This is a genomic window from Cognatundibacterium rugosum, from assembly GCF_014284365.1.
Taxonomy (GTDB): Bacteria; Pseudomonadota; Gammaproteobacteria; order Burkholderiales; family Burkholderiaceae_D; genus Undibacterium; species Undibacterium rugosum.
Genome location: NZ_JACOGG010000001.1, coordinates 86,805 through 111,411, shown reverse-complemented (window position 1 = coordinate 111,411; position 24,607 = coordinate 86,805). Strand labels below are relative to the sequence as shown.

The window sequence follows — 24,607 nt, the reverse complement described above, 5'->3', positions numbered from 1 at the left end:
GCTGAGCAATGCCAGGCAGGCGTATGTTGAGCATCTTGAAAAAAAACAGTGATACACAGCGTCCACCTCGTTCAGGATTGAAAACGTTTTAATGCCGTCATGATACCTAAGACCAGCAGCACGACCCCTAGCAAGATGGCAGGTGCGGGCCATTCCTGACGCCAGCAATAGGCGTAGGTCAGCGCAGCCAGTGTTTCAAACACGATGAGCTGTCCACTCAAGCCGCGCGGTAATTGCTGACTGGCGTAATTCCAAAGTAGGGTGCCAAGCCAGGACGCAAAAAAACCAAGTACCAGCATCAGGCACACATAGCGTAAAGGCTGTGGTCCGCATAGCCGCGCGTAGATAGGCAGGCTGCCATCCTGCATCCACACGTAGAACAACATGCCCACGGCGGCCAGTGGCAGGGTTGCCAGACCTTGTGCCGTTGACCAGGTAGTGGCTGAAATATGCGTATGTTGTTGCAAATAGTGGCTGTTTTGCAGCGGATACCAGGTCCAGGCAGCCAGCGCGATACAGGCCAGCAATCCGCCTTGCCAATATGCGTGCCACTGTCCGGGATGGAGTTGCGCAAGTTCCGTGCTATTGACCAGTGCCAGCCCGCCAGCGATCAACCCCAGCGGCAACAATAGATGTCGCCAGGCGACAGAATGATCCCCTTCTGTCGCAAATAGTTTGGCACAGATTGCAATGACGACTGGCAGGGTGCCGATGATTAGCGTGGGTAAGGGGGCGCCAGCCAGTTGTATCGCGCTGGCCAGTGCCGCGTAATAGATCAGGTTGCCCACCAATGCCAGCAGGAATGCGCAAAGCCAGTCTTTGCGTGTGAGCAGGCGCATCTGCCGTCTGTCCAGCCAGGCTGGTAACAATGCGATGAGACCGAAGGCAAGATAGCGGCCAAATGATAATTGTATGCCTGCGTAATCCGGCAAAATGAGCGGTGTGACAAACACCAGACCCCAAACTATACCTGCACTCAACGCAGCCAGAATGCCGCTTAGCATGGATGGGCCTGGGATAGGAAAGATAGATCAAAAGCAGAAATTGGGGTAAGCGCTGAACAGAAAGGGTTTTGCATGTTTAACCGTATGATAAGGATTGCCTAAGCTTAGCTACACTGGGGTATCATAAACCTGAATTTGTATCCATTTGTGTTGGATGACAAACCTTTTTCGCAGGAACCTGGTCGGGACTTCTGCTTATTTTATTCTGGTGGTGTTATGTCGCTTCGTTCTTCACTTGGTTTTGCTGCAGTACTCTTGCTAATGACTACTGCTTGTGATCGTCTGGGTCTGGCTGATCCGGCCAAGGAGGCTGCGCAAAAAGAAGCCGATGCCAAAGCGACTGGCAGCGCCTGCCGGCATGCTGGCCGTGCGATTGAGGATTGTTATGCCCTCAATCCAGACGCTGCCAGGGCGGCCGTGTATGCAGGCTGGAAAGAAATGAATGACTATATGCGCGAAAATAAAATAGATAACGTTAAACCGGAAATCGCGCCGAACGAGCCACCGCTGCCGAAAGTGGAACACAGCGAGGAAGAAAGCTCAGCGTCAGCTTCTGCGTCCGCCTCAGCCTCCGCCAAATCGAAGAAATAATTTTAGGGATGCAAATCAGAATACGCGCCATGCGCGTTGCAGATGTGTCAGCTGTTTATGCGGTGCAGGCTCAAGTGTATGTCGCAGACATGGTGGAACCGCAAACGTTGTTGCTTGCACGTTTGCAAGTGGCACCGGATAGTGCATGGGTGGCCGAAGACGAGGCCGGTGTCGGTGCTTATCTGGCTGGCTATCCTTCTGTGACTGGAAAAATCTCAGCGCTGGGTGCAGACTTTGCACCGGCTTTTCCCGCTGATGCCTTGTATTTGCATGATATGGCCGTGGCGCCACGCATGGCGGGGCAGGGCGTGGCGGCGCGTCTGTTTGCGGCAGCGCTACAGTTGGCGAAGCAACGCGACTATGCAGCAATGTGTCTGGTATCGGTACAAAACACCCTCCCTTTTTGGCGGCACTTTGGCTTTGCAGCGCAAAATCCGGTGACGCCGGAGCAGCAGGCCTTGCTGGCCAGTTACTCCGGTGATGCGTATTACTGTATCAGGCACCTGCTTTAGGTTCTGCGTCGGCAGTTTCGTTCTTCTTCGCAGATTTTTTGCGGATATAGATCACCTTCTGACTGCCGCCTTCGCACACGCCCACTACCCGATGTTTCGTTTCAGTATTTTTGCTGATGACCTTGAGCGTGTAATCGTGTACGCCTTTTCCCTCGAGCTTGGTAGTGATTTTTTCTTTGATCGCATCGCAGGCCAGTTTGGCTGCATGGGTCGGCGCAAATGGCAGCAGCATACCGAGTAACAGACTAGTCTTGATCATTGCATGTTTCATACAGCGGACTCCTCGTAGGTGGTGGATGCTTACTTGTTGGCGGGTAGAAATTGTTGCTTGTTGCTATTGGTGAATTTGCGACACAGTGTTCAAAAATGCGTCCTTCCACATCAATACTGACTTACAGTTATCCAGAGAACTGATTCCTGACTTGAATCATGAATCCTGCGATTACCTGCATGCGTCTGGGTGCTTGCTGGCCAGAAGAGGGACAATTTCTATGCAAATTTATGCTATTAAGAAATAAATATTTCCAATAAGAATTTAATTGCAATTAACATAGAAGTCTCTTGCTGTAATGCACTATCATTTCACAAAATTTATATAAAGTGCAATCAGGAAATATGTTGCAAGGCACTACAACTGATGGGCGCTGTCTCGAAATTACATCATGAAACTTGCAGGAGTACGTACCAGTCGCATTGCACGGGCATTTGGATTTTGCCTGGTGGTGGCTATTTTGCTCGCAGCCAGTGCATTTATCTGGACCTTAAGGCTGCAGGAAATCCATAAATGGGAGAAGCAGGCGGAAACCTTTAGTCTGGTCTTGGCAGAAAATACCAGTCAGCAGATGGACTTCGCCTATACAGCTATTTCCAGTGTCGCCGAACGTATCCAGGATCGTTGGAGTGTGAGTGCTGACTATCTGACTAAGCAGCTGAGTACAGAAGATTTTCATCAGATGCTCAGCGAAAAGGTGGTATTTTTCCCCGCCATTGAAGTGATATCTGTGTTGGATGTACATGGCAACGTCGTGAGTAGCTCAAGAATGTTTCCCGCGCCAAAATATAATCTGGCGGATCGCGACTATTTTCAGGTCCAACGCGACAGTCCTTCTGTTGGCATCTACCTCAGCAATCCAGTACGAAGTAAAGCGACTGGTGAGTGGCTGTTTTTTTTAAGCCATCGCTTGACCGGCAGCGATGGTGAATTTATCGGTGTCGTGATTGTCGGTTTGTCACCGATTTTTTATGCACAGATGTATGAAAAACTCAGCGTCAATGGCAGTGCATCGATTTCCCTGTTGCGTGAAGATTTGACCTATCTGGCACGCTGGCCGGACAACAGTGCGGTGCTAGGCCAGCGCAATGTGCAGGATAGTGACATGTATCAGTTCGTACACGGGCAGGAAAAGCGTTCCGGCATCTTTATTACTGAGTCCTCACCCGGTGCCGATCATGCCAGGGGATCGACACGGATGACGGCAATTAAAACGCTGGATAAATACCCGCTAATCCTGAATTTTTCTGTGGATGAAGAATTTTACCTGGCCGACTGGCGCAAAATCAGTATGGCCATTGCCATCGTTACAGCTGGCGCGATTGCGGCGGTGATTGCGGCATTCCGTATTTTGATACAGTTATTCCTGCAGCGTGAGCAGGATATGCAAGTCATGACTGCATTAAAACGCGAAGCGGACGTCATCAATCAAAATCAAACTACTTTGTTGGAAAACCTGACTGAACAACAAGCAGCGCTGAAAGCATCTTCAGATCGTTTGACCGCGATATTTGAAAATGCAGCGGATGGTATTGTGATGATCGATGATCAAGGCCAGGTAGAGGCAGTCAATCCGGTGGCGGAGGCGATTTACGGTTACAGTGCGCAGGAGGTGATCGGTAAGAACAGCCAATTGTTTGCCCCGCCAGGACAACAGGATTTATTGGACCTCGCGTTATCACAACAAGATTTCCAACTGACAGGCAAAGCGCGTCTGGAAACGGAGCGTTTGCGTAAAGATGGCTCGCTGTTTCCAGCGGAATTGTCTATCAGTGCGTACCAGCTTGCTGGGGAGCGTAAGCTCATCATCATCGTGCGTGATATTTCAGAGCGGCGCAAGATAGAGCGCATGAAAGCTGAATTTATTTCTACCGTGAGCCATGAATTACGCACACCTTTGACATCGATACGCGGTGCATTGGGTCTGATCGGCGGTGGCGCAATCGGCTTCGTACCGGAAAAAATGCGTAGCCTGATACAGATTGCGCAAAAAAATAGCGAGAGCCTGACCCGTCTGATAAATGATTTGCTGGATGTGCAAAAAATTGAAGCTGGGAAAATGGATTTTGAATTTGCGACCCTTCCTCTGCGCCAGTTGCTGGACAATGCAATACAACAAAATCAAAGTATGGCCGCTAGTCTTGGTGTGACGCTGGTCCTGGACGACTGCGCTGAGCCGGACCTGTCGGTATCAGGCACGATGTTATTACGGGTCGATGCCGGACGCTTCCAGCAAGTTATGGCCAATCTGATTTCCAATGCTTGTAAATATTCACCTGTCAGCGGCAAAGTCCGTGTAATGGCGCAACTGATGAAGGCCAGCCGGGTACGTATCGTGGTTGCAGATCAGGGTGAAGGCGTACCTGAAAATTTCAGGCATCGCATCTTTGAAAAATTCTCGCAGGCCGATTCTTCTGATACCCGCGCTAAAGGGGGTACGGGTCTGGGGCTGGCGATCTCTAAGGTCATTGTGCACTACATGGGTGGAGACATTGGCTTTTACAATGCCACCGCTGAGCAAGGGGGTGGCGCACATTTTTATATCGATTTGCCGATTACGTCGCCCAAGCTGCTATCCGGTGAACACCTGACATAAGACGACAGGTGTTCCCGTGCAGCGCTTACAGAATACCGAGATCCTTGCTCTTAACGCCGGCAAATACAGTATCGAGCTGTTTGCTGTTTAAGCCATACAGACGTGCAAACAGGCCGCCGAATATGGCCCGGTATTCGTTCAGGACCGGATAGTCGCGGTTTTGAAATAATTTGCCTGGCGCAGGGATGATTTGTTCGCCGGCGATACGTCCCTGGCCGCGGTCGCGGTTCAAACCACCACCCAGCACCCAGTACACCGAGCCGTGGCCGTGATCGGTGCCACGTTTGCCATTTTCACGGAAGGTACGGCCAAATTCACTGATGACCACCACCGTGGTATTTTTCCACTGGCTGCCCATTTCTTCCCGATAGCTTTGCAGACCACGACCCAGCTCTTCAAATTTTCCAGCCAGCGCACCTTTCGCACCACCCTGATCCACATGCGTATCCCAGCCACCGACATCGACAAATCCAATTGCATATTTTTCCCGCATTAATTTGGCAATACGCTGCGCTTCTAAGGCAAATCCCTTGGTCGTGATCGCATTTCGATTGGCTGAATTCATTTCTTCCTGCAGCTCCCTGATCACATCGGCGCGGGTCTGAAACCCGGTGTTGACCTGCGCGCTCAGTCCGCTGTCGCCGTACATTTCGCTAATGATCGTGCGCTGACGCTCATCAACATTGGTTTTTGAGGGATTCTTCAGGGCCAGATTAGCGGTACTGGTCGCTCCCTGCAAAATAATCGGCAACTGATCGGTAAATGCCATGCTGGCGACACCCTGACTGCCTTGCAATACGGTTGACAGCCGGTTCAGGAAACCGGAATGGAAATCGCGACTGCCTTGCAGCGCTTGTCCCATTTCTATACTGTCCTGGGTTTCAAAGTGGCTGCGCGACAAATCATCGGTACCGGCAAATGGAATGAAACTGGCTTCACCCTGTTGAAACATCGGGTACAGACTTTCGCGCAAGGCTGGATGCAAGCCCCAGTCGCTATTGAGTACCAAAGCGCTGTCCGGCTGATTGCCTGGACGTGCGATTGCGATATTGGGCCTGGCGTCATAATAAAACTGACTGCTGTGTGGAATCAGAAAATGACTCGCATCATAGCCACCACGCAGAAAAACCAGCAGGAAACGCGCCTGCGAACCCGCGTTGGCCGCTCCGGCCATCACCCGACTGCTCCAGCTGAGTCCGCTGACACCGGACAGCGCGGCGATGGCGCTTAAAAATTGACGGCGTTGCATATCGATTCCTTACAATTAACGATGCATCATTTCTGGTGAAGACAGGAAGAACAAATTCCACTCTGTAGGTGAGCCGGATTTAGCGAGGGCTTCCTGGGTGCGTGGACTGGTATTCTTGACCCAATTTTTCAGATAGGCAGAGTTAGCCAGATTAGCCGATGGAATACTGACCGGTGCCATAGCTATAGCGTTACCCTCGGCTTTTTCAGGTTTAAACAGATTCGGGCTGCCATTCGCCAGCAGGCGGGCGATTTCAAAACGGGTACTCATCTGGCCCGGACTGGCCCAGGCACTGGCCGTCATTTGATAACCATCCGGAGTCTGGCGGCCATTGAAGGGCTGGCCCATGGTATTGAGCCAGTTCAGCAGCGGTGAGGTATTGACGATAGTGGACCCATCATAGGCCAGCCTGACATAGGACACGACATAGTGCAGTGGGTCTTTGAATTTTTTGCCCAGCGAAGCGATAAACTCCGGTGAGTCAAATAAAGTACGCAAGGTGAAGGCGATATCGCCATCGCTGTTCAGAAAGCTTTGCGTCATCGCGCTCACCAGGACTTCCGAAGGCTGGTCAGAGACAAAGAAATTAGCCAATTTTTGACTGATGAAATGGGCGGTCGCGGGTTGTCTGACCAGCAGGTCCAGCACTTCATCCACTTCTTTCACTCCCTTGCCTGTGATCGTGCTACCCAGTAGCTGTTTGTCACCAAAGTCGTGCCGTTGCGGATTGAATTCAAACAAACCGCGTCGGATATATAAATGGCTGATTTCATGCTTAATTTTTGGCGCGTCATTATTCAGATTGACCCCGACCCCAGTCAGAACCCGCGCCAGTTCCTGAACGTCACGCTGACTATAACCACCATTGACGCCCATGGTGTGCAGTTCCATCAACTCACGCGCATAGTTTTCGTTGATGCGGTTGACAGCGTTGTATTCATTATCCAGATAGCGCAGCATCGCCGGATGAAATACCGTGGCGCGTAATAAATCACGGAAATTACCGAGTGCATTAGGGCGTACCGCATGCTCTTCAAAATCCCCGATCATGACGCGCAGATTGTGCTTGCTATTATGCATGTTGAAATGGTTCATCCAGAACCAGGTCATTTGTTCATGCAATTGATTGCTGGCGTAAATCTGGCGTAACAGCGAGCGGCTGGCAGCTTCTTTGGCCAGCCTGTTCATTTCTTGCTGGTATTCTTTACGTAAGGTGTCGTCAGTTCCCTTTTGCTGTTCGGAGGCGATACGTTTCGCTTCCATTTGCCGTACCAGACTTTCAAATGAGTTCTGAGAAATTGTGAGTGCATTGATCTGGTTCTGTATTGCTGGCGGCACGACACTGACTTGACCACGTAGTTGCTGGTCCAGATACCGGTCCAGCCCGACTGCCTGCACCTGTTGTTTGGTACTGAAATTACTGCCCCAGGTAATGCGGTTCAGGAAGGCTTCAGGTGCGACTCCCGCTTTGGCTAAGGTATTGGATGGCGGTGGCAGGATGGGGCGACTGTGCTCCGGTCGGGTAGAGTTCAGCCCGGCACATGCGCTCAGTCCACAGATAACGCTGATGCTGAGAATTTTTTGCAGTCTTGTTGCGGTAAACATGAGCTCTCTTTTTCTTCAGGTACGTCAGATACGACATCATGGTAGTCGCCCGTGAGCATACAACGAATCGGGTAACTATTGGATGACCGGAATTAAAAGTAGTTCGCTAAAGAAATGTAAGGCTATGTTGCGCTTTGTATCGGCAGGCAGGATATAACGATACTGCCCGCTATCGCGCTGAACAAAAAAACAAAAAGCCCCGTCAGAAATAACGTTCTGTGCGGGGCGGTATATGAGGCAGATGTGGCAGGATTAAATCAGATCACATCCAGATCGCTGCCGTCTAATCCTGTATTGTCGTCCAACGACGGTATGCTGGCTTGATCCAGACTCTCCAGAGGGGAGGAAAATGGCTGATTCTGATCAAAATAGCCGGGTTGTAATCCCCCGTCGTTATTACTCAGACTGGCTGCGCCAGGTTGTCCGGATGCCAGGCCATGCTGCGCAGCACCGCCCATCATATGACTGATGCCCTGATACAGAAAGGCACCGGCTGCTACGCCAGCAGCCGTTGCCGCTACTGTGCCCAACATCGAACCGGACTGGCCGAACAGGCCAGAACCTGCTGCCGGAGCGGGATTCCAGGCCGGAGTGGAAGGCGTCGCAGGTGGATAGGCGTTTGCCGCCAATGAGGATGTCGCTGTCGTCGGGCGCGTCACTGCGCTATTGCCCCAGCCTGTATTGCCCGCATCCAGAAAACGCTGTGATGTCTGGCTATTGGTCTGTTGATTCAATTGATTGAGTGCTTTTTGCTCACGTAAATCCGCCTGTAACGCCGCAATCTGGCTGTTGGCATCCGCCAGCGCCTGTTCCAGCAGCAGCGCGCGCTGCACCAGCAAATAACTGGCATGCGGCTGTTTGCTCACAGCCTGCTGTATCAGTGTCTGTGCCTGTGGGTCGGGACTCACAGCGCTGACCTGAACTAACTGGTCCAGAAAATTCTGTAACACCTGGGTTTCTTGTGGGGACATGATGGACTCCTGAGGATGACAGTACTGCCCCTATGTGGTCATGTCTGCGCTGATTTCAATGCTCAGCCAGTGCGCGCCGGTATTGTATGGCTTCGGCGATATGCGGCGGCTGTATCAGCTCACTGCCAGCCAGATCGGCAATGGTGCGTGCGAGTTTGAGCACGCGGTGGTAGGCACGGGCTGACCAGCTAAATTTTTGCATGGCTTGCTGCAGCAGTGCTTCACCGCGCTGGTCAGCGCGGCAAAAGGTGTCGATGGCACGGGTATTGAGGAAGCTATTGGCATAGCCCTGGCGCTGCAATTGACGTGCAAACGCCGCCTCTACACGCGCAAGGATGGCGGCACTGGGTTCACCATCGGCCTGACGGATTAAATCGGACTGTGGTAATGCACCGACCTGTATCTGCACATCGATGCGGTCTGCCAGTGGGCCAGAAATTTTCCCTTGATAACGTGCGATCAGATCCGGGGTGCAGCGACACTTACCATTAGGATGACCCAGATAGCCACAGGGGCAGGGATTCATCGCAGCGATCAGTTGAAACGCTGCCGGGAATTCTGCCTGACGTGCGGCCCGTGAGATATGGATGCGACCGGATTCCATCGGTTCACGCAGCACTTCTAAGACCTTGCGGTCAAATTCAGGTAATTCATCCAGAAACAGCACCCCCCGGTGTGCCAGTGAAATTTCACCTGGACGCGGTGTGCTGCCACCACCGACCAAAGCCACTGCAGAGGCGGTATGGTGTGGTGAGCGGAATGGGCGTGCTTTCCAGCGCTCGATGGCGAAGCCGGAGGTCAGGGATTGCACCGCCGCCGATTCCAGCGCTTCCTGCTCACTCATCGCGGGCAGAATGCCGGGAAAACGGGCGGCCAGCATGGATTTCCCCGTACCCGGCGGGCCTAGCATTAATACCGAATGACCACCAGCAGCGGCAACTTCGAGTGCACGTTTGGCCGGTAACTGACCTTTGACATCGGAAAAATCGGGGTAAGCAGGACGTACCGCCTGTAAGTCGGGCCGATAGCGACTCAGCTTACTGTCTTCGCTGACTGCGGCAAAGTGAGCGCAAACATCAAGTAGTGAGCGCGCTGGATAAATGGCGGCGTCGCTGACCAGTGCGGCTTCGGCAGCATTGGCTTGCGGGAGGATAAAAGCAGCCTGGGTGGCGTGATGGCTCTGGCAAATCGCGAAGGTCATGGCGAGCGCGCCACGGATAGGGCGCAGTTCGCCGGAAAGCGATAATTCACCGGCAAATTCATAGCCTGCCAGTGAGTCGGCTGGAATCTGACCTGAGGCCGCCAGAATACCGAGCGCAATCGGCAGATCAAAACGGCCTGACTCTTTGGGCAGGTCGGCTGGCGCCAGATTCACGGTGATTCTTTGTGCCGGAAAATCAAAGCGTGCATTTTGTAAGGCAGCGCGTACCCGGTCTTTGGACTCTTTGACTTCGGTTTCCGGTAGCCCCACGATGGTGAAAGCCGGTAAGCCGTTGGCCAGGTGCACTTCGACGGTGACCTGAGGCGCATCCATGCCGTTCAGTGCCCGGCTTTTCAGAACGGCCAGCGACATAGGGCTTAAGGCCGGATTATTTCTGACTCAGTTGTGCTTCCAGCGCAGCCACACGCGCTTCCAGGGCTTCCAGCCTTGCCCGGGTCTTGGCTAATACCTGTGCCTGGATGTCGAATTCTTCACGTGTTACCAGATCCAGCTTGGAAAAGCCCTGGGTCATCATCGCCTTGACGTTTTTTTCCAGGTCTTTCGCAGGGGAGTTTTCCAGTGCAGCACTGAATTTAGCCTGCATGTCATTAAAAAAATTTTGCTTATCCATCTTGAGCTCCATACCTGAGGGGGTAGCCATACCAGCTGACCCGGCACAGCACAAAAAGCGACATGAGCTGGCAGACCACACAAAAAAAACTGCACATAACTGGTGCGTAAATCCTATGCTGTAGTTGCAGTCAAGGAATGCGCGTCAAATTGGTGCAGATTTTTGTACCTGTCCGTGTCTCTGTGCGTGCTGATTTTGTCGAAAGAGAAATCATACTCCAAAGCGCAGGGAGAGGCGAATGTACTGTTCAGATGTTTATACAGGTAAATGAATGAAGCGGATTCGGGGCGGGGCCGGTGATCAGGCTGCGTGCAAAAAAACGCACAATTTCCAGGCTGGGCAGGGTGCTGGCACGACTCCTGCTAATAAGCCGGTAACTCTCAATTTCAAACTTCATTTTTAACAGAGCCGCGAATGATCTTCCGGCTTTGTCTACCGGTGGTTCACGAAGTGAGTTCAGTTTTAGTTTTTTATTCAATCTCAATGTTCGACATACATATCAGGAGAAGCATGATGAAAAAATTAGTACTCGCCGCTGCGCTTGCCACTACGTTTGCGAGTGGATTTGCATTTGCAGAAGAAGCCAAGCCGGAGCATGAAGTCAGTTTTAATGTCGGTGTGGCCAGTGAATACCGCTATCGCGCGATTTCCCAGTCACGCCTGGATCCGGCACTGCAGGGTGGTGTCGATTACACCCACAATCCTAGTGGCTTTTATGCCGGGACCTGGTTGTCGACCATTAAATGGACCAAAGATGCAGGTGGTGGTGGCGACGTTGAGTGGGATATCTATGGCGGTAAAAAAGGCGAAATTACCAAAGATGTCAGCTACGACGTCGGTGTGCTGAGTTATGTCTATCCGTCCAATGGCCTGGACAAAGTGGCTGGATTTGTGAACGCAAACACGACAGAACTTTATGGTCAGATCGGGACTGGTCCTGTATATGCAAAATACTCGCACGCGGTGACTAACCTGTTTGGTTTCGTCAACAGTAAAAACAGTGGCTATCTGGATCTAGGCGCCAATCTGGAACTGAAAGACGGCTATACCCTGAATTTGCATGCGGGTCGTCAGATCGTGAAAAACAATTCAACCGCTTCGTATAGCGATTGGAAGATAGGCATCACTAAAGAATTTTTCGGTGTGAGTTTTAGCCTTGCAGCTCTGGGAACCAATGCAGACAAAACCGTTTATGTCACACCATCTGGCAAATTTACAGGCAAAACCACTCTGGTGCTGACTGCAGTCAAAACCTTCTGACGACGAGGATAGTATGAAACTCATTACCGCGATTATTAAACCCTTCAAACTGGACGAAGTCCGTGAAGCATTGTCCGAAATGGGCGTACAGGGTATTACCGTGACCGAAGTCAAAGGCTTCGGTCGTCAGAAAGGCCATACCGAGTTATACCGCGGCGCCGAGTATGTGGTGGATTTCCTCCCTAAGACAAAAATTGAAGCGGCGGTGGACGATGCCATCGTTGACCGTGCGATAGAAGCGATAGAAGGTGCCGCACGCACCGGAAAAATCGGCGATGGCAAAATTTTCGTCTATGACCTGCAACAAGTTGTGCGTATCCGTACCGGTGAAACCGGCAACGACGCCCTTTGATACGCAAAGCGAGGACTTAATATGAAACGGATATTGAAAAGTGTAATACTGGCCAGCGCCTTAATGCTTGGGGCTGGTAGCAGCCAGCTGGCCCTGGCGGATGATGTGAAACCTGTGGAGGCCGTGGCTGCATCTACTGCTTCTGCGCCGGCAACTGCGACCGACGCCACCACCGCATCGGCAGGCACAACACCGGTCGCGCCGCTGGCTGCAGCACCGGCCAGCGCGCCAGCTGCTGAGGCAGCACCTGCTTCTGCCGCTGCCGCACCTGCAGCAGTTCCCAACAAAGGGGACACGGCCTGGATGCTGGTCGCCACCTTGCTGGTCATTCTGATGACTTTGCCTGGCCTGGCACTGTTTTATGGCGGCCTGGTACGCACCAAAAACATGCTGTCTGTGTTGATGCAGGTATTCATGATTTTTGCTGTGATCATCGTCTTATGGTGTATTTACGGCTATTCACTGGCCTTTACCGAAGGCGGCAATGTCATCGGTTCCTTTGACCGTGTTTTCCTCAAAGGCATCTGGGATCCGGCTAAGGCGAGCTTTACCACGGCAGCTACATTCAGCAAGGGTGTTGTGATTCCTGAGTTTGTGTATGTCGCATTCCAGGCAACTTTCGCAGCCATCACTTGCGGCCTGATCATCGGCGCATTTGCTGAACGTGCTAAGTTTTCTGCAGTGCTGGCATTTGTGGTGATCTGGTTCACCTTCAGCTATCTGCCGATTGCACACATGGTCTGGTTCTGGACTGGCCCGGATGCGATCAAAGATGCAGCCACGCTGGCGACTGAAACGGCAAAAGCTGGTTATTTGTGGCAAAAAGGTGCACTCGATTTCGCCGGTGGTACGGTGGTGCATATCAATGCTGCGATTGCAGGTCTGGTCGGTGCGATCATGATAGGCAAGCGCGTCGGCTATGGCAGAGAAGCGATGGCGCCTCACTCGCTGACGATGACGATGATTGGTGCTTCGTTGCTGTGGGTGGGCTGGTTTGGTTTCAATGCCGGCTCCGCACTGGAAGCAGGCGATGTGGCGGCACTGGCATTCGTGAATACCTTACTGGCGACGGCTGCAGCGACGGTATCCTGGGTATTCGGTGAATGGATGTCCAAAGGTAAGCCATCGATGCTGGGTGGCGCATCCGGTGCGGTAGCAGGTCTGGTTGCGATTACACCTGCCTGTGGCTATGTCGGTCCTATGGGGGGATTGTTGATCGGCCTGATCGCAGGCGTCGTCTGTCTGTGGGGCGTGAATGGCCTGAAACGCCTGATCGGTGCGGATGACTCGCTCGACGTATTCGGTGTACATGGCGTAGGTGGTATTTTGGGTGCTTTGCTGACTGGTGTGTTTGCCTCACCGTCACTCGGTGGTCAGGGTATCTTCGACTACGTGACGAATAAAATGTCAGCCGATCCGTATTCAATTTATGCCCAGGTCACCACCCAGGCCACAGCAATCGGTGTCACCATCATCTGGTCGGCCGCGGTTTCCGTGATTGCCTATAAACTGGTGGATGTTGTTATTGGTCTGCGTGTTCCTGAAGATGAGGAACGTGAAGGTCTGGATATCACCAGCCATGGCGAGTCGGCTTATCATTCCTGAACGGAGTGAAGTGCAAGTAGTATCCTCAGTACGTGTATAGAGCGCACAGTGCTGAATTCACAGGTGGTTTTGCGACAGCAGAACCACCTTTTTTTTCGTGGTTTTTATATGCGTCACAAGCATTTCACCATGACGTCACATCTCTTCGTAAGACCGCGTACTTGTGTCACAGCTACCCAACTCCAGCAGACTGCCAGCTTTATGGCAGGACAAAAAAACCAGACCCGCAGGTCTGGTTTTGATGGAGGCCGGATGAAATTACTTGTCAGCCTGCGGACGGACCAGCAGCCACAGACGGCCTATATCTGCTGCGCCATCATTGCCTTGCAGTGATTGGAATACTTCCTTGGCCTTGTCGCGATTGCCAGATTTCAGATACGCCATGCCCAGATGCAGTTTGGCTTCATCGACAGACTTCAGACCACCTTTCGCGATACCTTGTTCCATCAGTGGTATGCCTTTATCCGCCTGGCCATTGATCACATAGTTGTAACCGATGTTGACCAGACCGGTACCGGTTTTTGCGGTTTTGGCAGAAGCTTCACCCGCGTCCAGCGTTTTCAGATCTTCAGTGGCCTGTTTGTTCACACGGTCGCGTAATTGCTTATGTTTGGCACCTTCTTTACCAGTGCCGAGCAGATTGGCTGCATAGCCTGCATCCATTGCAGTTTTTGCTTCTGCTGGTAAACCTGCCAGCAATGCCAGCTCAGCCATTTCTACATATTGACCCGCATCATCCATATTGCCGGTGGCTATCATCAGGCGATACAAATCCAGGCGCAGACGGTCAGAGAAGCCGGCTTTATGTTCAGTACGGTAAATCATGTCGCCCCAGTACTCGCGTGTCGGGTAATGTGCAACCATGCGTTCCAGTACGGTGGTGTAACCGGCGTTGTCTTTCAGATGTTGGTAGCAACTGGCCAGGAGGCGCAGGCTTTCTTCGGTGGGTGCACGTTTAGCTGCGTCGTCCAGTGCCAGGATTTCATTGATTTTTTTGATCGAAGCCGGGTAATCCTGCTTCAGATAGTAGGCTTTGGCGATCAGATTATGGGTTTGCAGATTGGCTGGGTCTTTTGCCAGCATACGATTGGCCCATTGTATCGCTTCATCGTATTTTTTCTCGTTGTAAAAGGTGCCCGCCAGACCTTCCATCAGACGCAGTTTTTCATTGTCTTTCAGGAATTCCGAGTCGATCATGGCGGAAAACGATGCAGCCAGTAAAGGCGTATTGTTGGTGCTGGACGCAACGATGGCGCGCATGCGGTGCAGTGCGAATTCCTCGTAAGGTGTTTTTTTATCCATTGCATCCAGTACAGCAATTTTTTCCATTGCTTGTGGATATTGCTTCTCGTCTAATAATTTTTGGATGTCTGGCAGTGCTACGCCGAATTCTTTACGGACTGTGTTTTTTGGCTTTTCCGCGGATTCGTCCGCACGTGCATGAACACTGGAAATGCTGACAGGATTGAACCCTGAGCCGATTGCTGCAACTAACATTGCAGCGAACAGGAAAGACGTTTTTTTCATGAATGATCCGCTAAAAAAGTTGGATGACCGTATCGTTACGGCTCTGCGCTGCATAACGCGCAGTCACCAGGGTCTGTTGACAGTGCTGGGGCCGAAGCGCGCATTATAACTGAGGCTTTCCGGCAGAGTGACGGCAAAACGCAGACTTGAAAAAGCAGCAAGTATGCAAGTGGATTACCATTTACAGCCTAAATCCGTCACCGTGCTGGCCGCGAGTGGAACCAGCGCCAGTAAGCCAAGTCCGGCAAAAGCTTTGCGGCAATCTTTACGCTCTGCTTTTTTTGCGCCCTTCGCCAATTCGGTTTCCAGCGTGTCTGTACGCAGATGGCTGGCCTGGATTTGGGCTATCGTGCCTTTTTGCATTTCTTTATCGATTTGTAGTCCGCTCTTACGTAACTGATCGATGCCGGGGCTGTTGCCGTTGCTGGTGGCACTGGTTTCAGTGTGGCTTTGGGCTGGGACCGGTTCAGCGTCAGGGATGACCGGAAAAACTGGGCTGGTTTCAGTTTTAGCGCCAGTTGTGGGTTCAGTGCGGTGCTGAGATTTGGCTACGGGCTTGCTCCGGATCGCAGGTGTTGCTGCGGGTGCCTTGCTGGATGGAATAGCTACTTTGGCAATAGTGGCTGCCGGTTTGGCTGGGGTTACCTGAAACAAATCCAGATATTGCACGGTCTGCGCTGCAGATGGATGTTGCTGGCGTTGAAGTTGCCATGCTTGCAAAAATAAACCATGAACCGCCAGCACCAATAACAGAACTGGCAGTTGACGCTGCACCGGAAAACGCTGCTCAAATTGCGATGGAAAAACTTGCATGGGCTTATCCTTTCACAGCAAGATCTGGGCGACAGCTTGCGATGCTCACTGCATCCGCGTCCCATTGTTGTCAATAAGCTTAGCAGTTTAACGCAGACGACTTAGTCTGAAATTTCCATATCCAGAGCAGCGCAGGACGATGCTTTAATGTGCGCGTTGCTGTACCAGTATCCAGGGTTTGACGACCACAGTCCATAATTGCGCGTTTTGCTCCAGCCAGAGCTGGGCCTGGCTGTCGCTGACTTTTGCTACCTGTCCGGTTTGCAGCAAAGTGGCGAATTCGCTGGCACGGTCATCGGCCATCATGGCAGCGACTTCGACCAGATCCAGATTACTCGCTACGGCGATCACTTGCCCGGTCGCAAACTGACGCAGCAATTCCTGCCAGGGATAGGTAGCTGTTTCCTGATTGATTTTTGTGCGTAATAAAGCAGATTCTGATGTTGTCATGGTGCGTACATTCATTCAAAGCGGTTTTGCTGCACAAATGGGCAGCCACATGCTGCAATTTTGCCTCAACTTGCCCGAAAGCATAAAAAAAACCGGTTTTTTGGCATAAAAATGGTATTTTCTTACCGCTGAGTACGGAATTTTCCACTCGCCTGTGTGCCACCATCTTGTTTACGCTATCCATGACTTTACAACGCCAACTTTTGATTGCGATTTCCTTGCTGTTTCTGGTGGTTTTCCTGGTGGTGGAAGGCCTCAGTATCGTGACTACCCGCAATTATCTGCAACAACAGCTGGCTTCGCACGCGCAGGATGCCGCGACGACACTGTCGAAGTCCTTGGAAACAGCCATGGCCAGCAAAGACCGCACGCTGGCAGAGGTGGAAATTGCCTCGATGTTTGACCGTGGCTACTATCAAAGCATGCAGGTACTCGATAACCAGGGTCAGCCATTTGTCGGCAAGGAATTGAGCAGCGAGCGGACTCAGGCGCCGCTCTGGTTACCGGGTTTACTCGATATGCGCTTACCAGCGGCAGAAGCCTTTATCAGCTCAGGGTGGCGTCAGCTTGGTAAAGTGGTGGTCCTCAGTCATCCGGCCTATGCCTACGCGTATCTGTGGCAAAGTATGAAAACCATCGCGCTATGGATGACAGTGATGTATCTGGTGGTGCTGGCGCTGAGTATGCTGATGCTCAGACTGATCCTTCGTCCGCTGGAAAAAATTGAAGGTCTGGCGCGTGCCGTGCAGGACAAGCGCTTCGAACCGATAGCGTTGCAACCGCGTGCACCTGAATTGCAAAAAGTCGTCACCGCGATGAATCAGATGGCGCAGCGTATTGCGCATGTACTGGATCAGGAGCGTGCGAATGCAGAGCAGTACCGGCGCGCTGCATTTCAGGATAGCGTGACCGGGCTGGAAAACCGCCAGGGCTTTGATCTGCGCCTGAACCAGTCGCTGGCGCAGGATGAGCGTGGCGATCAGACCTGGCTGGCGGTATTTGAACTGGATGGACTCAAGACCTTGAATCAGCGTCAGGGTTACGCACGTGGCAACGACTTGCTGACCCAAATGGCGCGATGCTTGCAGCAACAGCTGCATCCTGAACGGGATTTCGCCGGCCGCATGGGCGGCGCCGCGATTGCGCTGGTTTGCACAGGAGTGGATGCGGCGCAGATGCAGGAAAAACGTAGGCAATGGCAGCAAGATTTGCAGCAATTAGTGGCTGCTGTGAGTGACAGCGTCCAGCTCAGCGCGGCCATGCTAGCCTGTGCACCAGGTCAACATCGTAAGGAAATACTCAGTCAGGCCGATCTGTTGCTGGAGCAATCGCGGCAACAGGGTCAGGGCAAAATCATGTGTGCTGAGGAAGTGCCGGGCGCACGTATCGTCGAGGGCTCACAGGCCTGGCGTTTACTGATCGCCAATGCCTTGCATGAAAATCGCTGGGTACTCTACACCCAGCCTGTGGTGCAGCTGGATAGCCGCCAGCAAACCCAGCATGAGTTGTATGTACGTTTGCTGGACGAGCGCGGCAGTGTGCTGAGCGCGGCGGAATTCATGCCCATGGCAGTGCGGCATCAACTGACTGCTGAAATCGATCAGGCCGTGATCAGCCTGGCTTTGCAGGCGATTCAGGCCGAACCGCAGCGTTTCAAGGCGCTGGCTGTGAATGTGTCTATGGCTTCGGTCAGTCAGCCTGGATTCTGTCTGTGGCTGGCGCAAGTCTGCCAGGCAGCAGCGCCCTTGCCTGTGCCTTTGTATCTGGAGCTGAGCGAATTTGCCTGTGTCAAACAGCGCGCCCAGAGCCGTCAGTTTTTCCAGATGTTGCGTGAGCTGGGGATAGGCTTTGGACTGGATCATGTCGGGCTGGATCCGATGGCCTTGCAACTGATCCGTGACAATCCGCCCGATTACATCAAGCTGGACGGCAGCCTGATTGCCCAGATGGCTGTACAGTCGGACATCTTTGTCCATGTCGAGGCAATGGTGCGTTTTGCGAAGTCGCTCGACATCCCATGTATTGCACAGGGCATAGAGGATGAAGCGCTGATCGCCTTACTGGGACAGGCGCAGGTAGAAGCGGGTCAGGGTTATGTGTTTGGTATGCCTGAGAAGCTGGAGCGTCGATTTCAGGCGTATCTGTGAGTCTGTGTCGCCTACATGCGGCGTTCGCGTTCCATTTTTTCTAATACATCCTTCCATAAGCGTACGGTGGAGGCTGCACCTTTACGGTTATTCCCACCCAGCCATAAGTCATCATCATTGAAGCTGTAGACCGGGATCAGGTCGCTGCGCTGAGATGCAGGCTGAACCTCATCAACCAGATTGTCCAGTATCCAGGGATCCGCATTGACGGTCGGGTAATAGGCCAGCACCATATGGGTTTCACCAATCTGCGTGGCGCGTACATAGGTAATACGCATTTTGTCTATCGGCACCCCGAGCTCCTTGAGCGTCATATATTTGGCAATCGCATAATCCTCACAATCGCCACCGGCAGAGCCGACAAATTCCACCGGTGTGGCCCAGTAATCAGCCTGATTCCAGTGCTCCTGATCAGTGAAATACGGTACCCGGTTATAAAAATCATTCACGCGGCGCAGTATCGTCATGGCAGGCTGTACATCGCTGGCTTGCTGCAGGGTCTTGCTGAAGTCTTTGCCGGCAGTCGTACGAAATTGATGTACGGTGTGCTGCATCTGTAATAGGCGCTTGGGTGCTTCTGTTCCGAAACGCTGCCTGACATGCTCCAGCAAACCTTTGGAAAAATCGACCAGTCCCGGATAGCCGGGATAAGCAGGCATGCTCAGCACCAGCAGCATTGCGGCACACAACAGCCCGCCCACCAGTCCCGGCTTGCGCAGGCGCTGTGTTCGGGGAAGGTAGAAGTTCAGGGCTGCTGGCATAGAAAAAGTGGTGGTGTCATCAGCCCGGTCAGCGTGTCAGGAGAAATTTATGATTGCGCAGTGTCGTCGGAAAAACGGATCTGGCCTTTCAATGCCGTGATCAGGTCCGCGCTTAGGGCAGCGGCATCCTTGTCCTTCACGCTATAGCGTATGCACGTTTGCTGCGCATAGCTGACGTCCAGTATCTGAGCCTGATATTTGTCCAGCCAATGACGTGCCTGAGATTCGTCAGCATAGGCGACTTCCAGACTTGCTTCGCGCCGGCTTTCCACTGCAATTAACTGCGCCTGTTTAAAGGCTTCGGAAATTGCCTGCCCATACGCGCGTGTGAGACCACCGGCACCCAGTTTGATTCCACCCCAGTAGCGCACCACGACCGCCAGAACATTGGTCACATCTTTATGTACCAGCACGTTATACATGGGTTTGGCTGCCGTGCCCGATGGCTCCCCATCGTCATCCAGACCGGATTCGCCAGCGCAGATCAGTGCCCAGCATACATGCACCGCACCCGGGTGGGCACGACGCAGGCCATCCAGCGTCTGACGTGCTTCAGCGCGACTATGGAGGGGATATAGCTGACCGAGAAAACGGCTTTTTTTGATTTCAATTTCCGCAAAAGCGGGGGCGGCAAGTTGATGCATACTCAGCGATGCTGGCAATGCGGTGCAGCGCACCGCAACACCTGTTATTGAATGACGAAATTGACAAAGAAGACGTCAGTCACGCCATTCTTTTCTTTGGTTTCCAACACTTTATTGACTCTTTCCTTGATCTCTTCGATCAGGTCATGTTTGCCATCGGCAGACTGAATCTGGGAAGATTCTTTGCCGCTCAACAGCATGATCATATTGTGTCTGACCATAGGCATGACCGCCTTGATCTTATCCACTACTTCGGGTCCCGCCACCTGCAGTGTGACACTGACTTGCAGATAACGGTCAAAACTGGACAGATTGACCGTAAACGGTTCCAGCGCTGCCGTTGCGGCACCACCGGCACTGGCGCTGGCGCTGCCACCGCCGGAATTGGCAAAGGCGGCTGGTGCCAGGCTACACAGCAGGCATAGCACAGCAGAACGAAAGAATTTCAAAAATGAGAATGTTTGCATGGTTTCACCTGGAAGCGACACAGAGAAAACGGGGCGCAGCCGGAAACCGGTTTCCGGCTGACTGCTGTACAGTATGCCCCGCCAGCTTTATACCGTCAAAGGTTTGTAACGGATACGCTTAGGTTTGGCACCCTCTTCACCCAGACGCTTCTTCTTGTCAGCTTCATATTCCTGATAGTTACCATCAAAGAAGACAACCTGAGAGTCACCTTCAAACGCCAGAATATGGGTGGCGATACGGTCCAGGAACCAGCGGTCATGAGAGATCACCATCACGCTGCCAGCGAATTCCAGCAAAGCGTCTTCCAGTGCGCGCAGGGTTTCCACGTCCAGATCATTGGATGGTTCATCCAGCAGCAGGACGTTACCACCTTGCAGCAGGGTTTTAGCCAGATGCAGACGGCCGCGCTCACCACCGGACAGATTGCCTACGATCTTTTGCTGATCGCCACCTTTGAAATTGAAGCGTCCCAAATAAGCACGCGATGGCATTTCAAAACGGCCTACGGTCAGCAAGTCTGCACCATTGGCGACATCCTCAAACACGGTTTTGGTATTGCCCAAATCTTCACGTGACTGATCGACCAGTGAGATCTTGGCAGTCTGCCCCAGCACCACTTCGCCGCTGTCCGGTTGTTCCAGACCCTTGATCATTTTGAACAAGGTGGATTTACCGGCGCCGTTAGGGCCGATGATACCGACAATGGCGCCAGGAGGAATCTTGAAGCTCAGGTTGTCAATCAGCAGACGGTCACCAAAGGCTTTAGTGACATTTTTGAATTCGATGACTTCATTCCCCAGACGCTCTGCGACAGGGATAAAGATCTCCTGAGTTTCATTGCGTTTTTGGTATTCGTGTTCGCTCATCTCATTGAAGCGGGCCAGGCGCGCCTTGCTCTTGGCCTGACGCGCTTTCGGATTCTGACGTGACCATTCCAACTCTTTTTGCAGTGCTTTCTGGCGTGCTGATTCGGTTGCTTCCTCTTGCTTCAGACGAGCTTGCTTCTGATCCAGCCAGGAAGAGTAATTGCCTTTCCATGGAATACCAGCGCCACGATCCAGTTCCAGTATCCATTCGGCAGCATTGTCGAGGAAGTAGCGGTCATGCGTGATCGCGACGACAGTGCCAGGGAAGCGGCACAGGAATTGTTCCAGCCAGTCCACCGATTCGGCGTCCAGATGGTTGGTCGGTTCGTCGAGCAACAGCATGTCTGGCTTGGAGAGCAGCAGGCGGCACAGCGCGACGCGGCGTTTTTCACCACCGGACAGAACGCCGATTTTGGCATCCCAGGCGGGCAGGCGCAGCGCGTCCGCCGCCATTTCCAGCTGCAGCTCAACATTGTCACCCGCTGCAGTGGAGATAATCGCTTCCAGTTTGGCCTGCTCTTCTGCGAGTGCATCGAAGTCCGCATTTTCTTCTGCATAAGCGGCATACACTTCTTCCAGTCTGGCTTTGGCAGCGAATACTTCGCCCAGCGCTGACTCAACTGCCTGGCGCACTGTCTGTTCCGGATCTAACTGTGGTTCCTGTGGCAGATAACCGATGTTTAGATTCGGCATAGGGATGGCTTCACCCTGAATATCGGTATCCAGACCTGCCATGATTTTCAGCAGTGAGGATTTACCTGAGCCATTCAGGCCGAGTACGCCGATCTTGGCGCCTGGGAAGAAAGACAGAGAAATATCTTTCAGGATCTGACGTTTAGGCGGCACGATTTTGCCGACGCGGTTCATGGTATAGACGTAATTAGCCATTTTTCTGTTGTTTTCCGTGTACAAATGAATGAACGCAAGGATACCTCATTGCCGCTCTGGCTGACAGGTTTTCCCTGATCTGTATCAAATTTGTGCTGCGCATCAAATTTGATCTAGCACAACTTGTCGCGTTCTGCACACGCCTACACTTGGTTCATCAATTTCGACAACCAAGGAAAACAAAATGAAAAAGCTCGCATTGGCTCTCTCTCTCGCAGCAATCGGTTTGACCGCAACCCAGGCAATGGCAGCAGAACAAAGCCCATGGCAGGTGCGTGCGCGTATTGTCAATATTTCCCCAGCGAATGGCTCTGATCCTGTGGGCGGCGTTGGCGCGGCGGATCTGATCACTGTCAGCAAAAAAACGATTCCTGAAGTAGATATCAGTTACTACTTCACACCTAATATTTCTGCAGAACTGATCCTGACTTACCCACAAAAACATGATGTGGAACTGGCGGGTAAAAACATCGGTGCTTTCAAACATCTGCCACCAACCCTGACTGCAAAATACCACTTTGCACCAGAAGCGCAATTCAGTCCGTATGTAGGCGCTGGTGTGAACTACACCCGCATCTCTGATGTGAACCTGCTCAACGGTGCAGCAGATCTGGAAAAAAGCAGCTTTGGTCTGGCTCTGCAAGCGGGTATCGACTACAAATTGGATAAAAACTGGTCTCTGAACTTTGACGTGAAAAAAGTACAGATCCGCAGCGATGTGACTTTGTCTGCAACTGGCGCAAAAATCAGCGCAGTGAAAGTAGATCCATGGCTGGTTGGTGTAGGCGTTGGCTATCGCTTCTAAGCCTGTTTCTGGGACATCGGATAAAAAGCCGGCAGTTGCCGGCTTTTTTTATGCTGCATCTGTGTTCCGTATTCAGAATGGCTGATCAACGGCTACGCTAGGTCTGGTGAACCAGCGCGGGCCTTGTTCCGTCATATAGAAATGATCTTCCAGCCGCACGCCGAATTCACCTTCTATGCAGATCATCGGTTCATTGGAAAAGCACATGCCTGCTGCGAGCGGACGGGTATTGCCACGCACCAGATACGTCCATTCATGGATATCCAGTCCGATACCGTGACCGGTACGGTGTGGCAAGCCCGGTAATGCATAGTCAGGGCTCATGCCAGCGGCGGCCAGCACCCGGCGCGCGGCGGCATCGACCGCTTCGCAGGCAACCCCCAATTGTGCGGCATGGAAGGCGGCTTCCTGTGCTTCTTTTTCCAGGTTCCAGATGCTGCGCTGACGTGCGTTGGGCTGGCCAAATACATAGCTGCGTGTGATGTCGGAATGGTAGTGCTGTACTTTGCATCCGGTATCGATCAGCACATTATCGCCTTCACGCAAAGTCTGTACCCCGTCCGGGCCATGTGGAATCGCTGTCAGTGCGCCGAAGCTCACGATACAGAAGGTCGAAGGGCCAGCGCCATAGGCACGGTGTGCACTGTCGATAAAGTCGGCCACTTCAGTTGAGGTGATTCCCTCCCGTAAAATGCGTGCAGCACGCCTTTGTACATCCAGAGTGATTGATTTAGCGCTCTGCATCAGTGCAATTTCATGCGCGGACTTATGCATACGGCATTCGGCGGTAATCACCATGCCATTGATCAGCGCTTGATCCGGCAGCGCCTGGCGCAAGGCGTCGGCCACAAAGAAAGGCGTGCTTTCGTCGATGGCCAGCGGGCCACGGTCGCAGCCCAGATCCTTGAGCCACTGTCTGACCAGCAGCGCGGGATTTTCTTCTTCCTGCCACAAGCGAATGGCAGCCTGTTCGCCCAGCGTTTCACGTAGCTTGGATTCTTCAAATGCCGGTGTAACAAATACGACTTGAGCGTCTGGGGTCAGGATGGCTGCCGTCAGGCGCTCACTTGGGTACCAACGCAGGCCGGTAAAATAATACAGACTGGTACCGGCTGGCAGTAGCAGCGCGGCGATGCCTCGTTCGCGCATCAGCCTTGCTGCTTTGTTGACGCGGTCTTGGAATTCTTGCGGCGTAATGGGCTGCACTTGCGACAGTACAGGCTGTAATGGCATACCTGCGCGGATGTCGGCTAATTCGATGGCAGCACTGGAGCCGCCAATTTGTGAGGATGTCATGGTGGTGTCGGGAGCAAAAAAAACTTGAATTCGGCACAGCTTACCTGTGACTCATCAACTTGTCTTGCCGTGTTTTCCACTCTGTGCCGTGGAA

At 52.6% G+C, this 24,607-nt stretch carries 23 protein-coding genes; 8 read left to right on the top strand and 15 right to left on the bottom strand.

Annotation, left to right across the window (positions count from 1 at the left end; translation table 11 throughout):
• Window positions 1-71: 71 nt before the first annotated feature.
• Entirely contained in the window at window positions 72-1,004 is a 933-nt protein-coding gene (locus tag H8K47_RS00465; RefSeq protein WP_186879468.1) for a DMT family transporter, read from the bottom strand.
• A gap of 261 nt (window positions 1,005-1,265) precedes the next feature.
• On the opposite strand from H8K47_RS00465, the gene H8K47_RS00460 reads away from it, so the two are divergent.
• Both H8K47_RS00460 and H8K47_RS00455 read left to right on the top strand, forming a co-directional pair.
• Entirely contained in the window at window positions 1,266-1,595 is a 330-nt protein-coding gene (locus H8K47_RS00460) for a hypothetical protein (RefSeq protein WP_212680797.1), read from the top strand.
• An 8-nt stretch (window positions 1,596-1,603) separates the two neighbouring features.
• Complete coding sequence (locus tag H8K47_RS00455; protein ID WP_186879466.1) at window positions 1,604-2,107, top strand: GNAT family N-acetyltransferase; 504 nt, start codon at window positions 1,604-1,606, stop codon at window positions 2,105-2,107.
• Here H8K47_RS00455 and H8K47_RS00450 read toward each other — a convergent pair.
• A complete protein-coding gene (locus H8K47_RS00450) occupies window positions 2,091-2,378 on the bottom strand; it encodes a DUF1161 domain-containing protein (protein ID WP_186879465.1) in 288 nt (95 codons plus the stop codon). The two genes, H8K47_RS00455 and H8K47_RS00450, sit on opposite strands and share 17 nt — an antisense overlap.
• Window positions 2,379-2,769: 391 nt before the next feature.
• On the opposite strand from H8K47_RS00450, the gene H8K47_RS00445 reads away from it, so the two are divergent.
• Entirely contained in the window at window positions 2,770-4,974 is a 2,205-nt protein-coding gene (locus H8K47_RS00445) for a PAS domain S-box protein (protein ID WP_186879464.1), read from the top strand.
• Window positions 4,975-4,999: 25 nt separating this feature from the next.
• Here the strand turns inward: H8K47_RS00445 and H8K47_RS00440 are convergent, their stop codons facing one another.
• The 5 genes from H8K47_RS00440 to H8K47_RS00420 form a co-directional block, all read right to left on the bottom strand.
• A complete protein-coding gene (locus H8K47_RS00440; protein WP_186879463.1) occupies window positions 5,000-6,223 on the bottom strand; it encodes a DUF1501 domain-containing protein in 1,224 nt (407 codons plus the stop codon).
• Window positions 6,224-6,238: 15 nt separating this feature from the next.
• The gene (locus H8K47_RS00435; protein ID WP_186879462.1) at window positions 6,239-7,828 is read right to left on the bottom strand and encodes a DUF1800 domain-containing protein; all 1,590 of its coding nucleotides are present in this window, start codon (window positions 7,826-7,828) and stop codon (window positions 6,239-6,241) included.
• Between the two features lie 257 nt (window positions 7,829-8,085).
• Complete coding sequence (locus H8K47_RS00430; protein WP_186879461.1) at window positions 8,086-8,799, bottom strand: DUF2076 family protein; 714 nt, start codon at window positions 8,797-8,799, stop codon at window positions 8,086-8,088.
• Between the two features lie 55 nt (window positions 8,800-8,854).
• Window positions 8,855-10,372 carry a YifB family Mg chelatase-like AAA ATPase gene (locus H8K47_RS00425; protein WP_186879460.1) on the bottom strand — a complete coding sequence of 506 codons (1,518 nt, stop codon included), beginning with the start codon at window positions 10,370-10,372 and terminating at the stop codon, window positions 8,855-8,857.
• A gap of 16 nt (window positions 10,373-10,388) precedes the next feature.
• Entirely contained in the window at window positions 10,389-10,631 is a 243-nt protein-coding gene (locus H8K47_RS00420; RefSeq protein ID WP_186879671.1) for an accessory factor UbiK family protein, read from the bottom strand.
• A gap of 513 nt (window positions 10,632-11,144) precedes the next feature.
• Between H8K47_RS00420 and H8K47_RS00415 the strand changes: the two genes are divergently transcribed.
• From H8K47_RS00415 to H8K47_RS00405, 3 genes are read left to right on the top strand one after another with little or no spacing between them, the layout of a single operon-like run.
• Window positions 11,145-11,891 carry a TorF family putative porin gene (locus H8K47_RS00415; protein WP_186879670.1) on the top strand — a complete coding sequence of 249 codons (747 nt, stop codon included), beginning with the start codon at window positions 11,145-11,147 and terminating at the stop codon, window positions 11,889-11,891.
• A 13-nt stretch (window positions 11,892-11,904) separates the two neighbouring features.
• Window positions 11,905-12,243 (top strand): P-II family nitrogen regulator, encoded by a 339-nt coding sequence (locus H8K47_RS00410; protein ID WP_162019765.1) that lies wholly within the window; start codon window positions 11,905-11,907, stop codon window positions 12,241-12,243.
• A 21-nt stretch (window positions 12,244-12,264) separates the two neighbouring features.
• Complete coding sequence (locus tag H8K47_RS00405) at window positions 12,265-13,848, top strand: ammonium transporter (protein WP_186879459.1); 1,584 nt, start codon at window positions 12,265-12,267, stop codon at window positions 13,846-13,848.
• 258 nt (window positions 13,849-14,106) lie between these two features.
• Here H8K47_RS00405 and H8K47_RS00400 read toward each other — a convergent pair whose 3' ends face one another.
• The 3 genes from H8K47_RS00400 to H8K47_RS00390 form a co-directional block, all read right to left on the bottom strand.
• Window positions 14,107-15,375 (bottom strand): tetratricopeptide repeat protein, encoded by a 1,269-nt coding sequence (locus H8K47_RS00400; RefSeq protein WP_186879458.1) that lies wholly within the window; start codon window positions 15,373-15,375, stop codon window positions 14,107-14,109.
• 174 nt (window positions 15,376-15,549) lie between these two features.
• Entirely contained in the window at window positions 15,550-16,188 is a 639-nt protein-coding gene (locus tag H8K47_RS18215; RefSeq protein WP_230410124.1) for a hypothetical protein, read from the bottom strand.
• A 144-nt stretch (window positions 16,189-16,332) separates the two neighbouring features.
• Window positions 16,333-16,638 (bottom strand): DUF2288 domain-containing protein, encoded by a 306-nt coding sequence (locus tag H8K47_RS00390; protein ID WP_186879457.1) that lies wholly within the window; start codon window positions 16,636-16,638, stop codon window positions 16,333-16,335.
• A gap of 182 nt (window positions 16,639-16,820) precedes the next feature.
• Here H8K47_RS00390 and H8K47_RS00385 point away from each other — a divergent pair, with 182 nt between their 5' ends.
• Window positions 16,821-18,785 carry a bifunctional diguanylate cyclase/phosphodiesterase gene (locus tag H8K47_RS00385; RefSeq protein WP_186879456.1) on the top strand — a complete coding sequence of 655 codons (1,965 nt, stop codon included), beginning with the start codon at window positions 16,821-16,823 and terminating at the stop codon, window positions 18,783-18,785.
• An 11-nt stretch (window positions 18,786-18,796) separates the two neighbouring features.
• Here H8K47_RS00385 and H8K47_RS00380 read toward each other — a convergent pair whose 3' ends face one another.
• The 4 genes from H8K47_RS00380 to ettA all read right to left on the bottom strand — a co-directional run bounded on the left by H8K47_RS00380 (window position 18,797) and on the right by ettA (window position 22,412).
• Complete coding sequence (locus H8K47_RS00380) at window positions 18,797-19,546, bottom strand: transglutaminase-like cysteine peptidase (protein ID WP_222612699.1); 750 nt, start codon at window positions 19,544-19,546, stop codon at window positions 18,797-18,799.
• Between the two features lie 47 nt (window positions 19,547-19,593).
• Window positions 19,594-20,190, bottom strand: coding sequence for an IMPACT family protein (locus tag H8K47_RS00375; protein WP_186879455.1), 597 nt, complete (start codon window positions 20,188-20,190; stop codon window positions 19,594-19,596).
• Between the two features lie 44 nt (window positions 20,191-20,234).
• The gene (locus H8K47_RS00370; RefSeq protein WP_186879454.1) at window positions 20,235-20,657 is read right to left on the bottom strand and encodes a flagellar basal body-associated FliL family protein; all 423 of its coding nucleotides are present in this window, start codon (window positions 20,655-20,657) and stop codon (window positions 20,235-20,237) included.
• Window positions 20,658-20,744: 87 nt separating this feature from the next.
• Window positions 20,745-22,412: an energy-dependent translational throttle protein EttA gene (gene ettA / locus H8K47_RS00365; protein WP_186879453.1), complete on the bottom strand. Its 1,668-nt coding sequence runs from the start codon at window positions 22,410-22,412 to the stop codon at window positions 20,745-20,747.
• A gap of 184 nt (window positions 22,413-22,596) precedes the next feature.
• Here ettA and H8K47_RS00360 point away from each other — a divergent pair, with 184 nt between their 5' ends.
• A complete protein-coding gene (locus H8K47_RS00360; protein WP_186879452.1) occupies window positions 22,597-23,217 on the top strand; it encodes an OmpW/AlkL family protein in 621 nt (206 codons plus the stop codon).
• 72 nt (window positions 23,218-23,289) lie between these two features.
• Here the strand turns inward: H8K47_RS00360 and H8K47_RS00355 are convergent, their stop codons facing one another.
• On the bottom strand, window positions 23,290-24,513 hold the full coding sequence (locus tag H8K47_RS00355) for a M24 family metallopeptidase (protein ID WP_186879451.1): 1,224 nt from the start codon (window positions 24,511-24,513) through the stop codon (window positions 23,290-23,292).
• Window positions 24,514-24,607 lie beyond the last annotated feature (94 nt).

What these genes read in the sequence shown, in the direction of transcription:
- H8K47_RS00465 (WP_186879468.1), bottom strand. Translation starts at nt 1,004, where the DNA reads ATGCTAAGCGGCATTCTGGCTGCGTTGAGTGCAGGTATAGTTTGGGGT.
- H8K47_RS00460 (WP_212680797.1), top strand. Translation starts at nt 1,266, where the DNA reads ATGACTACTGCTTGTGATCGTCTGGGTCTGGCTGATCCGGCCAAGGAG.
- H8K47_RS00455 (WP_186879466.1), top strand. Translation starts at nt 1,604, where the DNA reads ATGCAAATCAGAATACGCGCCATGCGCGTTGCAGATGTGTCAGCTGTT.
- H8K47_RS00450 (WP_186879465.1), bottom strand. Translation starts at nt 2,378, where the DNA reads ATGAAACATGCAATGATCAAGACTAGTCTGTTACTCGGTATGCTGCTG.
- H8K47_RS00445 (WP_186879464.1), top strand. Translation starts at nt 2,770, where the DNA reads ATGAAACTTGCAGGAGTACGTACCAGTCGCATTGCACGGGCATTTGGA.
- H8K47_RS00440 (WP_186879463.1), bottom strand. Translation starts at nt 6,223, where the DNA reads ATGCAACGCCGTCAATTTTTAAGCGCCATCGCCGCGCTGTCCGGTGTC.
- H8K47_RS00435 (WP_186879462.1), bottom strand. Translation starts at nt 7,828, where the DNA reads ATGTTTACCGCAACAAGACTGCAAAAAATTCTCAGCATCAGCGTTATC.
- H8K47_RS00430 (WP_186879461.1), bottom strand. Translation starts at nt 8,799, where the DNA reads ATGTCCCCACAAGAAACCCAGGTGTTACAGAATTTTCTGGACCAGTTA.
- H8K47_RS00425 (WP_186879460.1), bottom strand. Translation starts at nt 10,372, where the DNA reads ATGTCGCTGGCCGTTCTGAAAAGCCGGGCACTGAACGGCATGGATGCG.
- H8K47_RS00420 (WP_186879671.1), bottom strand. Translation starts at nt 10,631, where the DNA reads ATGGATAAGCAAAATTTTTTTAATGACATGCAGGCTAAATTCAGTGCT.
- H8K47_RS00415 (WP_186879670.1), top strand. Translation starts at nt 11,145, where the DNA reads ATGAAAAAATTAGTACTCGCCGCTGCGCTTGCCACTACGTTTGCGAGT.
- H8K47_RS00410 (WP_162019765.1), top strand. Translation starts at nt 11,905, where the DNA reads ATGAAACTCATTACCGCGATTATTAAACCCTTCAAACTGGACGAAGTC.
- H8K47_RS00405 (WP_186879459.1), top strand. Translation starts at nt 12,265, where the DNA reads ATGAAACGGATATTGAAAAGTGTAATACTGGCCAGCGCCTTAATGCTT.
- H8K47_RS00400 (WP_186879458.1), bottom strand. Translation starts at nt 15,375, where the DNA reads ATGAAAAAAACGTCTTTCCTGTTCGCTGCAATGTTAGTTGCAGCAATC.
- H8K47_RS18215 (WP_230410124.1), bottom strand. Translation starts at nt 16,188, where the DNA reads ATGCAAGTTTTTCCATCGCAATTTGAGCAGCGTTTTCCGGTGCAGCGT.
- H8K47_RS00390 (WP_186879457.1), bottom strand. Translation starts at nt 16,638, where the DNA reads ATGACAACATCAGAATCTGCTTTATTACGCACAAAAATCAATCAGGAA.
- H8K47_RS00385 (WP_186879456.1), top strand. Translation starts at nt 16,821, where the DNA reads ATGACTTTACAACGCCAACTTTTGATTGCGATTTCCTTGCTGTTTCTG.
- H8K47_RS00380 (WP_222612699.1), bottom strand. Translation starts at nt 19,546, where the DNA reads ATGCCAGCAGCCCTGAACTTCTACCTTCCCCGAACACAGCGCCTGCGC.
- H8K47_RS00375 (WP_186879455.1), bottom strand. Translation starts at nt 20,190, where the DNA reads ATGCATCAACTTGCCGCCCCCGCTTTTGCGGAAATTGAAATCAAAAAA.
- H8K47_RS00370 (WP_186879454.1), bottom strand. Translation starts at nt 20,657, where the DNA reads ATGCAAACATTCTCATTTTTGAAATTCTTTCGTTCTGCTGTGCTATGC.
- ettA (WP_186879453.1), bottom strand. Translation starts at nt 22,412, where the DNA reads ATGGCTAATTACGTCTATACCATGAACCGCGTCGGCAAAATCGTGCCG.
- H8K47_RS00360 (WP_186879452.1), top strand. Translation starts at nt 22,597, where the DNA reads ATGAAAAAGCTCGCATTGGCTCTCTCTCTCGCAGCAATCGGTTTGACC.
- H8K47_RS00355 (WP_186879451.1), bottom strand. Translation starts at nt 24,513, where the DNA reads ATGACATCCTCACAAATTGGCGGCTCCAGTGCTGCCATCGAATTAGCC.